The 14247-nt window shown below is 43.7% G+C and carries 14 protein-coding genes and 1 tRNA gene; 7 read left to right on the top strand and 8 right to left on the bottom strand.

Translation table 11 applies throughout. From position 1 onward, the window contains the following. The first annotated feature begins 93 nt into the window (after positions 1–93). Positions 94–1143 carry an oxidoreductase gene (locus DTQ70_RS07425; protein ID WP_122930222.1) on the top strand — a complete coding sequence of 350 codons (1050 nt, stop codon included), beginning with the start codon at positions 94–96 and terminating at the stop codon, positions 1141–1143. A gap of 77 nt (positions 1144–1220) precedes the next feature. Here DTQ70_RS07425 and DTQ70_RS07420 read toward each other — a convergent pair whose 3' ends face one another. Both DTQ70_RS07420 and DTQ70_RS07415 read right to left on the bottom strand, forming a co-directional pair. Then, positions 1221–2477 (bottom strand): lactate 2-monooxygenase, encoded by a 1257-nt coding sequence (locus tag DTQ70_RS07420; RefSeq protein ID WP_122930221.1) that lies wholly within the window; start codon positions 2475–2477, stop codon positions 1221–1223. A 41-nt stretch (positions 2478–2518) separates the two neighbouring features. Further along, the gene (locus tag DTQ70_RS07415) at positions 2519–2983 is read right to left on the bottom strand and encodes a DUF962 domain-containing protein (RefSeq protein WP_122930220.1); all 465 of its coding nucleotides are present in this window, start codon (positions 2981–2983) and stop codon (positions 2519–2521) included. Between the two features lie 214 nt (positions 2984–3197). On the opposite strand from DTQ70_RS07415, the gene DTQ70_RS07410 reads away from it, so the two are divergent. Then, positions 3198–3995: a DUF3050 domain-containing protein gene (locus DTQ70_RS07410; RefSeq protein ID WP_122930219.1), complete on the top strand. Its 798-nt coding sequence runs from the start codon at positions 3198–3200 to the stop codon at positions 3993–3995. Here DTQ70_RS07410 and DTQ70_RS07405 read toward each other — a convergent pair. The 3 genes from DTQ70_RS07405 to DTQ70_RS07400 all read right to left on the bottom strand — a co-directional run bounded on the left by DTQ70_RS07405 (position 3985) and on the right by DTQ70_RS07400 (position 5292). Next, positions 3985–4194 (bottom strand): hypothetical protein, encoded by a 210-nt coding sequence (locus DTQ70_RS07405; protein ID WP_164489914.1) that lies wholly within the window; start codon positions 4192–4194, stop codon positions 3985–3987. The genes DTQ70_RS07410 and DTQ70_RS07405 overlap by 11 nt on opposite strands. A 27-nt stretch (positions 4195–4221) precedes the next feature. Then, positions 4222–4476, bottom strand: coding sequence for a hypothetical protein (locus tag DTQ70_RS30625; RefSeq protein ID WP_164489913.1), 255 nt, complete (start codon positions 4474–4476; stop codon positions 4222–4224). Positions 4477–4629: 153 nt separating this feature from the next. Then, on the bottom strand, positions 4630–5292 hold the full coding sequence (locus tag DTQ70_RS07400) for a phosphoribosylanthranilate isomerase (RefSeq protein WP_122930217.1): 663 nt from the start codon (positions 5290–5292) through the stop codon (positions 4630–4632). A gap of 207 nt (positions 5293–5499) precedes the next feature. Between DTQ70_RS07400 and DTQ70_RS07395 the strand changes: the two genes are divergently transcribed. Beyond that, a complete protein-coding gene (locus DTQ70_RS07395) occupies positions 5500–8307 on the top strand; it encodes a 3-coathanger stack domain-containing protein (RefSeq protein WP_122930216.1) in 2808 nt (935 codons plus the stop codon). Between the two features lie 157 nt (positions 8308–8464). On the opposite strand, the gene DTQ70_RS07390 is transcribed toward DTQ70_RS07395, so the two are convergent. Continuing rightward, positions 8465–8538: transfer RNA gene (locus DTQ70_RS07390), tRNA-Met, on the bottom strand. Between the two features lie 157 nt (positions 8539–8695). Between DTQ70_RS07390 and DTQ70_RS07385 the strand changes: the two genes are divergently transcribed. Both DTQ70_RS07385 and DTQ70_RS07380 read left to right on the top strand, forming a co-directional pair. Beyond that, on the top strand, positions 8696–9088 hold the full coding sequence (locus tag DTQ70_RS07385; RefSeq protein WP_028524527.1) for an START-like domain-containing protein: 393 nt from the start codon (positions 8696–8698) through the stop codon (positions 9086–9088). A gap of 31 nt (positions 9089–9119) precedes the next feature. Further along, on the top strand, positions 9120–10619 hold the full coding sequence (locus DTQ70_RS07380) for an LptF/LptG family permease (protein WP_122930215.1): 1500 nt from the start codon (positions 9120–9122) through the stop codon (positions 10617–10619). Here the strand turns inward: DTQ70_RS07380 and DTQ70_RS07375 are convergent. After that, positions 10587–11237 (bottom strand): YdcF family protein, encoded by a 651-nt coding sequence (locus tag DTQ70_RS07375; RefSeq protein ID WP_122930214.1) that lies wholly within the window; start codon positions 11235–11237, stop codon positions 10587–10589. The two genes, DTQ70_RS07380 and DTQ70_RS07375, sit on opposite strands and share 33 nt — an antisense overlap. Positions 11238–11309: 72 nt before the next feature. On the opposite strand from DTQ70_RS07375, the gene DTQ70_RS07370 reads away from it, so the two are divergent. After that, entirely contained in the window at positions 11310–12206 is an 897-nt protein-coding gene (locus DTQ70_RS07370) for a DUF6454 family protein (protein WP_122930213.1), read from the top strand. 46 nt (positions 12207–12252) lie between these two features. Next, positions 12253–13026, top strand: a complete 774-nt coding sequence (locus DTQ70_RS07365) for a DUF1080 domain-containing protein (protein WP_122930212.1) — start codon at positions 12253–12255, stop codon at positions 13024–13026. Here DTQ70_RS07365 and DTQ70_RS07360 read toward each other — a convergent pair. Next, positions 13023–14246 (bottom strand): 1-acyl-sn-glycerol-3-phosphate acyltransferase, encoded by a 1224-nt coding sequence (locus DTQ70_RS07360; RefSeq protein ID WP_122930211.1) that lies wholly within the window; start codon positions 14244–14246, stop codon positions 13023–13025. The two genes, DTQ70_RS07365 and DTQ70_RS07360, sit on opposite strands and share 4 nt — an antisense overlap. Position 14247: the final 1 nt, after the last annotated feature.

Raw genomic sequence — 14247 nt, 5'->3', positions numbered from 1 at the left:
CGTAGTCCTGCTCGCACGTATTTTATCCCCAACTTTACAGTAGCTTTGTTGTAAAAAACGCTTCGATAAGAAAGAAAACGCATTTTTAGTCGCATGAACTCACCACTTGCCCCTGTTTTAAACGTCGGATTAATTGGATTTGGCCTTTCAGGACGGTACTTCCACGCCCCTTTTTTAGCCACAAATCCGCATTTTAAACTTTCAAAAGTTGTTACACGCAACACCACTTCGGTCCACGATTTTGACCCAACTATTGCCGTTGTAGGCAGCGCAGAAGCGCTTTTGGCCGATTCAGAAATCGACTTGGTATTTATTTGTACCCCCAACGACCTCCACTTCCCGTACGCAAAAGCGGCTTTGGAAGCTGGCAAACACGTTGTTATCGAAAAACCTTTTACCAATACCACTGCCGAAGCTGATATTTTAATTGCTTTGGCGGCAGAGAAAGGACTCACGATTACGGCATATCAAAACCGCCGTTGGGATTCCGACTTTCTGACAATACAGGCGCTATTACGGGAAAATAAATTGGGCGATATTGTAGAATACGAAGCTCATTTTGACCGTTTTCGCCCCGAAGTGGCCAAAGGTACGTGGAAAGAAGTGGCGTCGGCGGGCGCGGGTAATCTCTATAATTTGGGACCACATTTGATTGACCAAGCACTCGTACTTTTCGGAACACCTAAAAGCGTAACGGCCACCATCAAAACCATTCGCCCCGACGGAGAAACGGACGATTATTTTGACATTCAAATGAACTATGCAGACAAACGCGTCATTTTGAAAGCTAGTTTGATGGTGTTCCAAAACGACCTTCGCTACATTATTCATGGCAATAAAGGCAGCTTTTTTAAGTCAGGGTTGGATGTTCAGGAAGAAACGCTTCGCAAAAATGCGCTACCTAATACTGAAGATTGGGGAAGCGAACCAGAAAAGCTTTGGGGAACACTTTATACCGAGGCAGGTGCTGAAATAATCCCGAGCCAAGCGGGGCATTATGCTCCTTTTTACGAAAATGTATATCAAGCGATTGTCAATAAAGTGCCATTAGAGGTAACACCTCAACAAGCTCGAAATAACACCCGAGTGATGGAATTAGCCCTCGAAAGTAGCCAGTCGGGAAAAACAATCGCTTTTGAGTAGTGGCCTAATTTTAATCCGTGAAACTGCTTTTAGAAATCAGGGGTGTAATTTTTTCTTTCCCCTGATTTCTAAAGTAATTATACCTTTAGAACTGACTCTCGCCCAATTTCTTTTATTGAACGGCAGCCCGCCAAAGCCATGGTAAGATCAAAGTCTGCTAAATAATTCGATAAAACTTCCTTTACCCCTGCACTTCCGCCCAATGTAAGCCCATATACGTACGGGCGTCCTATGCACACAGCCGTTGCGCCCAAGGCCAACGCTTTGAATATATCAGCGCCACCACGAACACCGCTGTCGATAAGAATAGGCATACGGCCATGCAGTGCCTCGGCAATCTGCGGCAGCACGTCCATCGTCGCAACGGCACCATCGACTTGCCGACCACCGTGGTTGGATACCACAATCCCATTTAGGCCATAATCTAGGGCTTTCAGCGCATCATCGGGATGAAGAATTCCTTTCAACAGAATGGGCAGTTTTGTGCATTTTCGTAAATACCCTAAATTCTCCCACGTCAACGATGGCCGTGTATAAATATCTATAAATTTTTTGACGGCTTTGCGGGGATAACCCGAGGTAGCGTTTTGCCAAAAACTACCTGGATAATGGCTAATCGCGCTAAAAAGGGTACGAATGGCATCAAAAGTGATGGTTGGTTTTGGCGCAGGTGCGGCATCTGGCTCGTCTAACAACTTTCTAAACACGGGGTCAGAAGTATATTGCGCAATGCCGAGACCGTGAATAAATGGCAAATAAGCCAATTCTAAATCTTGGGTTCTCCAGCCCAAAAGGGTCGTGTCGAGGGTAACAACGATTGCTTCGCAGCCTGATTTTTCGGCCCGCTCTACAAAACTCGCCACGAGCTCATCCGACTTACTCCAATACAACTGAAACCAGCGCGGTTGCGAACCCATCGCCTCCGCGCATTTTTCCATTGGTACTGATGCTTGATTGGAAAAGATATAGGGAATTCCTAGCTCTGCTGCCGCCTTAGCTACTCCCAAATCGGCCTCAGGATGAACCATTTCCAATACGCCAATCGGCGACAATAAAAGTGGGTAAGGTAGTTTTCGGCCAAACAAATTAATACTGGTATCTCGCACCGACACATCGCGAAGCATTCGGGGCAACACCCGCCATCGTTCAAAAGCCGCACGGTTTTGAGCCATGGTACTACCGTGGCCAGCTCCACCCCCAATATACGCAGCCGCTTTGGGCGACATAGCACCAAGTGCTTTTTTTTCTAAAAGGGCATTATCAACAGGAATCGCAGAAACCAAACCCGATGCACCGTCGAGGTATATCTTTTTTTGACGCTCAAATCCATTCATTTTCACCAAATCATTTACTTACCAACAAGTCAGATAATTGCTCAGTACGGAATGCCTATTTTTTTATAGATGAAGTGCATAAGCCACGCGGGCCCAATCATTAAAAATTGTAAATCTTTAAAAAACGAAGGCTTTTTACCTTCAACTTTATGTCCCCAAAATTGCCCTATCCACGCTATTACAAAAATAGTAACTGATACTTTCCAAAGCGTAAAGCCTTGGTTTTCTATCTGTTGTGCCAAATACAGGCAAAACCCTGAAAAGAACAAAAGACCAACTGCCAGAGTCACCGAAAGACGGAAGTAATAAATACTTACAAAAGCTAGAATCAAAATCGCAAGGTTTAACTGGAGCGTTTCGGTAATGGCAAAAGGTAGCTTTACTCCGTACAATAAACCCACGATACTAAAAAAGATGGCAGGCACACATATCCAATGTACAAGCTTGTTGGTAGGGTTTTGGTGGCTTTCTCCGTACTCATTTAGCCAAGAATCAATTGTTCTCATAAATCAAAAAAGGTTGGTTTTAGTATTTTCAAATGTATCACTTTTTATTGAAAATTTTAGACATTTCCACTTATCTTAAAAAATCAACCCTACCCTATTCTCATGCCTTTTTGTGTCATTCTTTGTTTCTACTATTCTTATTTTTTCAAAAATTCTAAAACCATCTTCCTGTAAAAAACGTAGTTAGGAAAGAAGAAACCATTTTCATGTACGTATGAATCCTTCCATTGAACAAATCAACTTACGAATTCAGCCACTACGCCAACAAATTATTAACCACCCGATTTATGCTGCTATCGACAGCATCGACGACCTAAAAATCTTCATGCAGTATCATGTCTATGCCGTTTGGGATTTTATGTCGCTCCTAAAATCGTTACAACAATCACTGACTTGCACAACTTTCCCTTGGTATCCGAAAGGATCAGCGGATACTCGTTTTCTTATCAATGAAATTGTGGTAGGAGAAGAATCTGATGTTGACATGGAAGGCAATCGGAAAAGTCACTTTGAACTCTATTTGGATGCCATGCACCAAGCCAAAGCAGACACCCAACCCGTTTTAGATTTTATCCAACACTTTTTGACTTCGGGGCAACTTTCAAATGCGTTTCAGCTTGCAGGTACACCCGCCGCTGCCGCAAACTTTGTGACGCATACTTTTGATGTTATTAACAGCAAAAAAGACCACCTTCAAGCAGCGGTCTTTACGTTTGGGCGAGAAGATTTGATACCAAATATGTTTGTTTCGATGGTCAATGATTTAAACCAAACAGCTCCCGACAACATCTCAATTTTTAAATATTACCTCGAACGTCACATTGAAGTAGATGGCGACCATCATAGTCATTTAGCGATTCAAATGACTGAAAATTTGTGTGGCACAAATGCCGCTTTTTGGCAAGAAGCCGAAGAAGCCGTGGTAGCCTCTTTAGAACAAAGACTCGCGCTTTGGGAAGGAGCCTACCACGACATTTTGGCTAAAAAAAGCGAGTTAGCAATCAATGTTTAGGGCAATCGCAGGCATTGCGTTTACGAAATAGCCCCCACATAAAGCCTTTACGTTGGCGGTTTCGTCTCTTCTTACGCAGGGTTTTTGCATCAGAAGCAGCTTCAATGGTCGTCGTTTCGGCCATCGAAGCTGTTTTTGCTTGGGCGGTCGGCAATTCAAGCATTAGCCCCAAAAGCATCAATAAAAATATCTTTTTCATGTCAAAAATTTATAATCGGTCTTTTATTTACCAACGTCTGCGATTACCCCGATGGTATTGATAACGTCCACGACTTTCGTACCGATGTGGAGGGCGGTACCGTGGTGGGGCTACGTAAACCCGAGGGCGATACACTGGCGGCGGTGGCACTACCCGAACGTAAGGGCGGGGTGCATAATAAGGGTCATAATACCGCGAACGGTATCCTCCTGAATAAAAACAGCTACTTAAAACGGTAGTAAGCACCAAAAAGATGGCTAAAAGTGTGAATCGGGTTTTCATAGCTAATTAGATTAATTTGTTTCCACTAAATTAACGTTTTCCAACGAATTTTAATGCAAAGACAATTCAAAAAGTATTTACCCCTATTTCATATAAGTAGTTAGCAGTCAGCTTTCAGCGGTTAGTACCGTGCGCTTTTAAGCCAAATGAAAACTATTTAGACGCAAACACAGCTTCAAAGAAGGTGGACAACTTTTGTTCATCTAATTGACCGTTGGAACGAACACTACTGCACAAATCCAAGCCAAACGGTTCAACGGTTTCAATCGCTTCACGCACATTTTCCGCCCGAATCCCCCCTGCAAGAAACAAAGGAATTGAAATACTTTCGCGAATTTTCCGACTTAGCGCCCAATTGTGTACCCGCCCAGTTCCCCCAAGTTCTTTTACTTGAAGGTTAGGATTGCCGCTGTCCAACAACAAAGCATCAACGTGTTGGGCAACTTCAATGGCTTCCTCGACAGTTCGTTCGTCAATCACGTGAATAACTTGCACGAGTTTGACCGCTGGCAATTGCGCCCGAATTTGTCGGTACGTTCCTTCTGCTAAGGCATCAACAATCTGAATCGTCGTTGTATTCACTTTTTGGTGGTGTTCAATAATGGAAGCAGCCGACGTCTCACTCGTTAGTAGGAAAGTTGAAATTGGGGGTGGCACTTGCTGAGCAATTTCGGCAATAAGGTCATCCGTAATCACGCCAGGCCCGCTAGGCATTTTCCCCACCAATCCTAACGCAGACGCTCCGTACGCAACCGCAAGACGCGCTTCGGCCACGCTACTGATACAACAAATTTTTACGCGTGGTATCTGTCTCATTGTGAATTATCATTTAAAAACGCTTCAAAGTTACACTACTAATAGACTCTTTTGCTAAAGTAAGCCTCATGTTTTATACAGTACAAAAATTTACGACAGTAGTCCAAAGATGACCTGCATCATACCATGATGATTTACTTTCTCTTAGTTTAGACTCTCTTACAGAACGTAGGTTGTATCACGCCGTTTCACAAACATGCTGGATTTATGAAAAAGTATTGGGTGCCTAAAATAGCCATTTGGATTGTAATTCTGCTTACTCTATACAATACAACTGTAATCACGGCTCAACTCCCCTTGCTGAGTGATTCAGTAAGGCACGAATCGGTTACAATTCCCGCCAGAATCTTTGCGGCTGAACAGCCGTTGTCGATGGATAAAACTCTCGGGACTGGCGTACCAGCTTTGCCTCCTGCAAAAGTTAGAATAGGGTATGTCGTTCCCTCCAACCGCACTCCTCAACCCCACTATAAGGAAAATCTTCAATTCGCGGTTGAAATGGCGCAAATGTGGTACCGTAACAACATGCTCCAAAATGGTTTCGGGTCAAAAACGTTTATTTATGAAACCGAAGAAGAATCTCCAAGGCCCAAAATTCACTTAGTCAATGTCCCAGAAACTGATGATTACTTGTGGGGAGGAAGTGGCAATGTGCTTTTTGAACGAACAAAGGTCGCCGCCAAAAATGTAGGATTAACCGTAGATTTTGAGGGAGAGTTATGGATATTGATTCCCGAAACGCACGTACAAAATCCAGATGGCAGTTTTTATGGCGGTTTGGCTTTGGGAGGAGGAGGAGGAAGTGGAAAAAATTCGGGGTTAATGCAGTTAGGCAGCACCGTTATACAATTATTTAACCCTCAACGACTACTGGATAACACCCCTTATGCTGGTCAGACGGTACCCGAATGGGGGCCTTATTCCTTGGTGCAAAATACCTCTTTTATGTGGTTTGAAGGAGAAACCTTCAGCTCAGTAGCATCGTCCTATTTAGGAGCCTTGTGCCACGAAATGGGACATGCTTTCGGGCTCAGTCACGATGCTCGCCACGACAATAATGCCTTTGGAGGATTAATGTATAACGGATTAAGGGGAATACGTGGGAGTTTTTTTCCAACACTTTACCCTAAAGAATACACTAGATTGGAATATGGTTCATCGGTTCAACTGAACGAAAGCCATTATTTCAACCGAATCAAAACCGTAAATTCTGCCCCAAGCCTCACTTTGCTAACTTCCAATATCCTCTCTCCTGTGGATGGGCTACTCTATATAAGTTTTAATGCAGCTGATGCTGACAGTATTTCTTACGCACAACTATTCGACTACCAAGGAAATGTTATTGATGAATTGGTATTTGAGAAATCCACCTCGAATCCTACTTCGGTAATGGCCACGTTTAAAACCCCATATTTTACGGCAGGGCAAAACAATAATTTTTATATTTCAATGTGTGATCGGCAAGGAAATCGGAAGGTTTCTTCTGTCTTTACCCTCAATGTAACTGGGGGGAATCAGGCGCCTAAGCCCTTTTTAAAACTTCTGTACCCAACAGCTGCAAACACGGGGTCATTTACTCGATTTGACGCAACAACAACCACAGACCCCGACGGCGACTCCTTCACAGTTGAATTTGACGTCAACAATGATGGTGTTTTTGATACAACTCCTCTTAACGCTCACTATTTCGACTATCAAATCCCTCAATCAGGGCCTTACATGTCGCGCATTCGGGTGACAGATGTTCATGGAGCTTCTGCCATTTCAAGTCCGATTAGCGGAAATAATGGAAATACCTGCGGCGTAGATGCACCTACAATCAGCGGCATCCCTGAGGTTTGCCCAGGCGCGTCGGTCACATTAACTGCGTATGGTTGTTATGGCACCTACTTATGGACTACGGGTGAAACTAGCGCTTCCATTTTGGTCACACCAAATGCTACCACTATTTACTCCGTCACCTGCACGTATGGCTGTAACAGTCTGACAAGTGCGCCTTTTACAGTGGCGATAATTCCCGATACTGTTTCACTTACAAGTACGAACATATCAGGGATTGAGCGGACAGCTGGTACGCTTATCTCCACGCAAAATATACCTAATCAAACAAATGGATTATACATAGCCAATAATAGCGTTACGTTGTTGCCAGGCTTTCAGGCACAAAGAGGAAGTACGTTTACAGCCCTCTTAAAAGGGTGCAGTGAGCCAATCGCCCACATTGACAATATGTATGCGGGTGGCGGGGTAGCTCAAACTATTTCCGTTTTGAATAATGATCAAAATCCCGATGGTACGGCAGTAACGAATCTAACTCAAATCTCCTTACCAATCCTTGTAACCACACCTACCAAAGGAACAGTAACGGTCAATCCGAATGGCAGCCTCAGTTACTTTTCCAACGAAAAAAGCGGAACCGATCGCTTTGTTTATTCCATTTGCAACCGAAGCAATCCCTCCTCCTGCTCAGAAGCGCAAGTTACGGTCAATTTGCAACCCTACTTTTCTCCACTTTCCAATAGCAGCTTTGAAGACTCCGTAAGCTTTGTGAGTAGTACTTTAACCATGCCTTGGTTAAAAGCAGGCTGGAACATTGGCCAAGGCGTATTCTCATGGCTCAAAGGGCAAGGGAGAAATGGCTCAAATTGCATCAAAATATATTCAGGTCCCGCCTATGGGTCAGTACAAAGCAACGACCTACAAGTGTATCAAACCATTCGGTTGATACCCTATACTAATTATATTTTGAAGGGTTGGATCAAAACTCAGGACATCACTACGCAAACCAATTCAAATGGCGTGGGAGCTAATTTGAGTGTGGTTACTAGCACGAGTAACCCTAGTTTTCCCCCTCGCAGTAAAGATTTAAAAGGCACCAACGACTGGACATTGATACAGCTTCCTTTCAACTCAGGTGATGGATACCTAAAAATCACTTGTCGTTTGGGTTTTACTGCTGGAGATTGCGAAGGAAGCGCTTATTTTGACGATTTAACGTTAGAAATGTTAAAATAATTGAAAAAATTTGACTCCGTTGCACTCACTTACCGCAATTAGATAAAATTATTCTGAGTAAAATTTGTACAAAGTGAAATAATAAGATGATGTAATTATGTCACAATAACAAAAAAAGCCGCTACGAATTTTCATCGTAACGGCCTCATAATCAGTGTAGCGGGGAGCAGGATCGAACTGCCGACCTTAGGGTTATGAATCCTACGCTCTAACCATCTGAGCTACCCCGCCATCGTTTTGGTGGTGCAAAAGTAGAATAAATATTTTAATTACGCAAACACATTTTGAATAATTGTAAGAAGTTTCTATTTTGCCTCTTTGTTGGGGAAGGTAATTACCTAAGTAAAAGACTTTTCTTACCTTTAAGACCGAACAAAAAGCACATGCTATGCAAAAATTCAAATACTCAAACGAATACGAGCTCCGCGCCTCGCCTAAAATGTTGTTCCCGTACTTGAGTACAGCATCGGGACTTTCTGAATGGTTTTGTGAAAAAGTAAATGTAAAACCTAACCATAGCTTCGATTTTATCTGGGATAAAGAAAGCCACATTGCCGAACAAACCTCGCTTCGGCTCAATAAAAGTGCCAAATTTGAGTTCTTAAACACCAGCGATAATAACCGCGATAACAATTATATCGAATTTAAGGTAGAGGTAAGCGATTTGACGGGTTCGACCTATTTGCGCATTACCGACTACTCTACAAACACCGACAGCGAAGAACTAAAAGACCTTTGGGATGGTTTAATCGATAGTCTCAAAGAAATTGTAGGAAGCTAGGTATCTGTAGCCGAGGTTCAGTTAAAAGTGCATGAAAAAGATTGATAAGCTAGTTTTACGGTCATTTCTAGGGCCGTTTGCGTTGACGTTGTGCATTGTGGTCTTCATTTTTTTGATGCGCCTCATTTCCCAATACCTCAATGAACTCGTCGGCAAAGACATTGATTTGTTAAACTATGTTAAACTCATCGTCTTTTTTAGCCTCATAACCATCCCTATCGCGCTCCCTCTGGCAGTACTCCTTTCTTCGCTCATGACTTTCGGAAACTTGGGTGAATTTTTTGAGCTAACAGCCATTAAAAGTGCGGGCATTTCTACTTGGCGTGCCATGCGCTCAGTCATGGTCATGGTAATTGCCATCACTCTTTTCTCATTTTGGTATAACAATAAGGTAGCACCTTGGGCCAATTTGAAAGGGTACAGTCTGCTCTATGATATTAAAACAGCCAAAGCTACCCTTAATATTAAAGAAGGTATTTTCTACAATGACCTTCCAGGACATAACATTAAGGTGGACAAAAAATTCCCCGCGCCCAACGAACGAAGTCTCAAAGGATTGGTCGTGTATCGCCACAATGTCAATGATTACAATGCAGGAAACCGTGAAGTGATTTTAGCCGATTCGGGCTTGATGTACACCATCAACGATAAAAGCTATTTGGTGTTTGAGCTTTTCAACGGCACCCAATACTCGGAGGCAGCCCAAACCGCCAACTCTTTTTCTTCTCCAAGCAGTGGCGGGCAATTTACTCGTTCGCACTTTGGGCATTATAAAATGGTGGTAAGCTTGGAATCTTTTGGCCTCAAACGTACCGACGAGAACCAATTTCAGTACCACGAGTACATGAAAGATGCCAAAGAACTGCGCAAAGTAGCAGATTCGCTCAAAAAAGAATACCGCAAAAGCAGGGATGGCCTCCTTCCTCAGTCAAAACAATATTTTAGCTATGCTTTCCGTGCCGAAACCATGGCTAAAAATACCACGCCAAAATTTGGCAAATGGGTGGACTCTTTGTTAAAGAAAAAGGCCATTGTCATTCCTGGAGAAAAAGAACAAGTCCTAGCAACCGCTTTGAGTCAAGCCCAAAATATTCGCTCTTACGCCGAAAGTAATAAAACTTACATCACCGAAAAAGGGAAAGCATGGTACCGCTATGACCTAGAAATGCACCACAAATACACCCAAGCGGTGTCGTGTTTCATCATGTTTTTGCTCGGTGCTCCACTTGGCGCTATTATCAAAAAAGGGGGCTTTGGTATTCCCGTTTTAGTGTCGGTTTTGTTGTTTATTTTATCCTATGTACTTACCCTTCAAGGCGACAAATGGGCCAAAGATGGCCTGGTTTGGGTACCCGTCGGGGCTTGGTTTTCAAACACTATTCTGTTTTTTGTAGGTATGTACTTTGCCGACCGCGCCCTCAAAGATTCCCGATTGTTTGATAAAGACATTTATATCATTTGGGTAGAACGGATGAAAAAGAAGTGGCAAAATCGGAAATCATCCGCCAATAAGGTGGCTGTTGAAGCCTAACGAAACCAGTTTCTCGAACGCCTCCCACACCTCTTTGGAAATTTCCTGTTCAATCTGAAACCCTTTTTCTGGGTAAACTTTGATGCGTTGAAGATCTCCTACCATGATATGTATCACTTCTTCCAACGTAATTTCGGCAGTGGGGTATGCTTGCATCGAAAGTTGAGGTGAGGTAACAATCAACTCTTTTTCTGGCCAATGTTTCTTAAAAGTGGCAAAACTTCGCCGCTCCATGTAAGGTTTTTGTACGACAATAAACCGCTCTGGGGCAAGGTTTTCTTTTTGTAATAATTGCTGGGTAAATAAAATGTTTTCTCCCGTGTTGGTTGACTTGTTTTCAATCAAAAGCGCTTCCTCGGGAACACCCATTTCGAGGGCAATTTTTGCAAACTTATCGGCTTCTGGCTCCGACCACATTTCTTGGGTAAGCCTTCCAAGCCCACCTGACATGATAAGTAAAGGTGCCCATCCTTGCAAATACAATTCAGCCCCCCGCTCAGCCACGCGCAAATCGTGACTTCCTAATACCAAAATACAGTCTGATTTTTGTAGATTCTGATTAACATGGTGATAATCCCAAAGTTGCTGGGCAAGTGCTAAGGTTGTTTCTGGAATCATTGGATTGATTTTTTTCAAAAATAGCGCAAAGATTTCGCTGGCGGCGTACTTTCTCTGGTAAAGTTTTCGCGCATGAAATACCTACTCTCCTTTTGGCTCATCACGAGTCAGCTTTTAGCCCAACATTCCCTTATCGAAAAAATCAAGCAATTGCGCCCAGCCACCGAATGGTCGCAAACTGCCGCTATTCGGCTACAATTCCCTAGTTTTCACCCCCAAGGAATGGTCAAAATTGGGGAGTTTTTTTACATGAGCTCAGTCGAAGTAACCCGAAAACGCCGCGATTCAAGTGATGGTGGCGAAGGAGTTGGACACCTTTTTAAATTTGACGCTACGGGTAAATTATTGGGCAAAATTACCATCGGCGAAGGCGCTATGTATCACCCTGGTGGTATTGATTTTGACGGAAAGTACCTCTGGGTGCCCGTCGCCGAATACCGACCCAACAGCCGCTCCATCATTTATAAAGTAGAACCAGAGTCACTAACCGCCCAAGAAGTAATGCGGTTTGATGACCACATTGGCGCTATTGTACATCCCCCTTCATCCCAAACGCTGTCGGGTGCAAGTTGGGGTTCTCGCCATTTTTACCACTGGAATTTAGATAAAACTGGGGCAGTAATTACCTCCACAAATACCCCTGAAAAACAACGCATTAGCAATCCTTCTTTTTATATTGATTACCAAGATTGTCATTCAATAAGCCCAAACCTTATGCTCTGCGGCGGTTTGCAAAAATTCAAAAAAAACGATGGGACAACGCTTAGTTTGGGCGGATTAGAAATTGTCAACCTCACCGACAATCGGCCCGTTTTTCAGGTTCCACTTTTACTTTGGTCGCCTACGGGTGCGCCCATGACCAACAATCCATTTTACATCGAATCAACGGCAAAGGGCCTGCGCGCCTATTTTGTCCCCGACGACGATGCCGCTTCTACCCTGTTTGTCTATGAAGCCGCTTTGAAGTAGAAAGCGTGAATTGGCGCTTTTGAAAGTAATTCAACTACCTCTCAACATGAATTTTAAATTTTCTAAACCTGTCGTCATCGCAGCATTGTCTGCTTTTATTTCTTACCAATCGGCTGCCCAAGTAGGTGTTGGCGTTAAAGCTCCCAAAAAAGCAGAGGTTTATTTTGATGGTTCTCGCCAAATGTTGGATGAGAAATGGACGTATTGGGATGGCCCACGCCTAGCTGCCACCCTGCCCATCAAATGGTTTATCGTGAATGACCCTGTGGACAAAGGAACGGCCTTAAACACCAATGACCCCGCAGCAGCTGGCGGGAAGTATGGTTCGGCCGACATTGTAACGAAGGAGAAATTCCGCGATTTTCGTTTGCACATTGAGTTTTTGATTCAAAAACCTGGGGGAAATAGCGGGGTGTATCTTCAAAATCGCTATGAAATTCAGGTGCTTGACGGTGACACTACTTCGCACGGAATGGCAGCGGTCATCAACGAAACGCCTTCCCCTTATTATGCCTACAATGGCGTTGGAAAATGGAATGCATACGATATTGTGTTTAGAGCGGCTCGTTTCAAAGACGGAAAACTCGTTGAAAAAGCCCTTGTAACAATGTATTTCAACGGCAAGAAAGTACATAAAAATCAACACATTAACCAAGTGTGGGGCGGGCCTAACTCAGGAATTGACGGAGGGAACGACGGCGGAAAAGGCATTACCGATACGCCTGGTGGCCTCAAACTACAAGCCGAAGGCCACGACGTGCTATATCGAAATATTTGGATTCAAAAAATGGACATCAGCAAGTCATCCACCGACTTCTAACGAAGTTTCCACTGCTGCATCGTCTCGCTCCACCAACGCGCCCAACGGTGCGCAAAGTAGCCCGTAGGAGCCAGCAAAAGGGCATAAACGGCGGCGGTTTTAAAATCAGTTACAGCCCATACAATGCCCGTTTGCAGCAACCATACCAAAGGAAATGTAACAAGGGCAAAAAGTACAATCCTAAATGCACTCGAAAACTGCGGGTCTTTTAATTTTTTTGTCATCAAAAAAGGAATCCCGTAAGCAATACCGCTGTTGATTGTACCATAAAGCCAAATAGGCAATGTACCAATCATTCCCAAGGTTTTCAACAGCAAAGCAACGAACGAAGGCTGGGGTTGTCCCGCAATCTCAGCCTCAATTCCTTGGCACGAAAGCCGCTTTCTCTCCGCCGATGCCTCTTCTATTTTTTGGGCATATACCTCTGGCTCATTGACTTTTAGACTCGAAAGCTCTTCCGATTTTTGTAAAATATGAGTCAACATATCCCCCACTTTACGACTTTCTTTGTCGGTTAACCATTTTATCGTATCGTGGTGGGGCAAGTCATCAATGTGTAACATCAATGCTTTGATTTCGTCCGACATCCGACGGGTAATTTGGGTCAATGTGCGTGGCTGATTTTGCTCATAATCAGCCCGATAGTCGCTTACTTTAAAAGGCTCACCAAAATTTAGCACTAGCCTCTCCCCCATTTTTTGGCAATGCGAATAGTACAATCCGCAGGGAAGGATTTGCAAATTCACCTTCCAATCGTGCTCTGTTTCTGCCCGAAAAGCGATACGCGCCAGTCCTTTCTTAAACGGCCGAAGGTGATACTGAACGCCGTGGTTTCCTTCGGGAAATGCCGCCAATGTACCGCCAGTACTTAAAATATTGACGCAGGTTTGAAAAATTTCGTCATTTTGCTGCATTTCGTCCACTCCATCCCGCAAACGATACACGGGTAGCATTTTTAGGGACATCAATAATTTCCGAACGGTATCTTTTTTAAACAAATCGGCTCGGGTCAAAAAGTAAGGTTGGCGTTTGCCGACGTTGAGTACAATCGCCAAGGCATCCATCAGGGTATTTTGGTGGTTGGAAATAATCAACAACGGCGCATCTGGCGATAAATGCGACGGAAAATTCTTAATTTCTACTTGACGATAAAAAATAGTATTGTGCCAAAAACGAACATAAGCCCTTAAAAGGCTGTAAGAAAAAGTGCGGTGCGACATG

It is taken from the genome of Runella sp. SP2 (assembly GCF_003711225.1).
Lineage (GTDB): Bacteria > Bacteroidota > Bacteroidia > Cytophagales > Spirosomataceae > Runella.
Note: the sequence above shows the minus strand (reverse complement) of the source record. Positions and strands in the feature narration are given on the sequence as shown.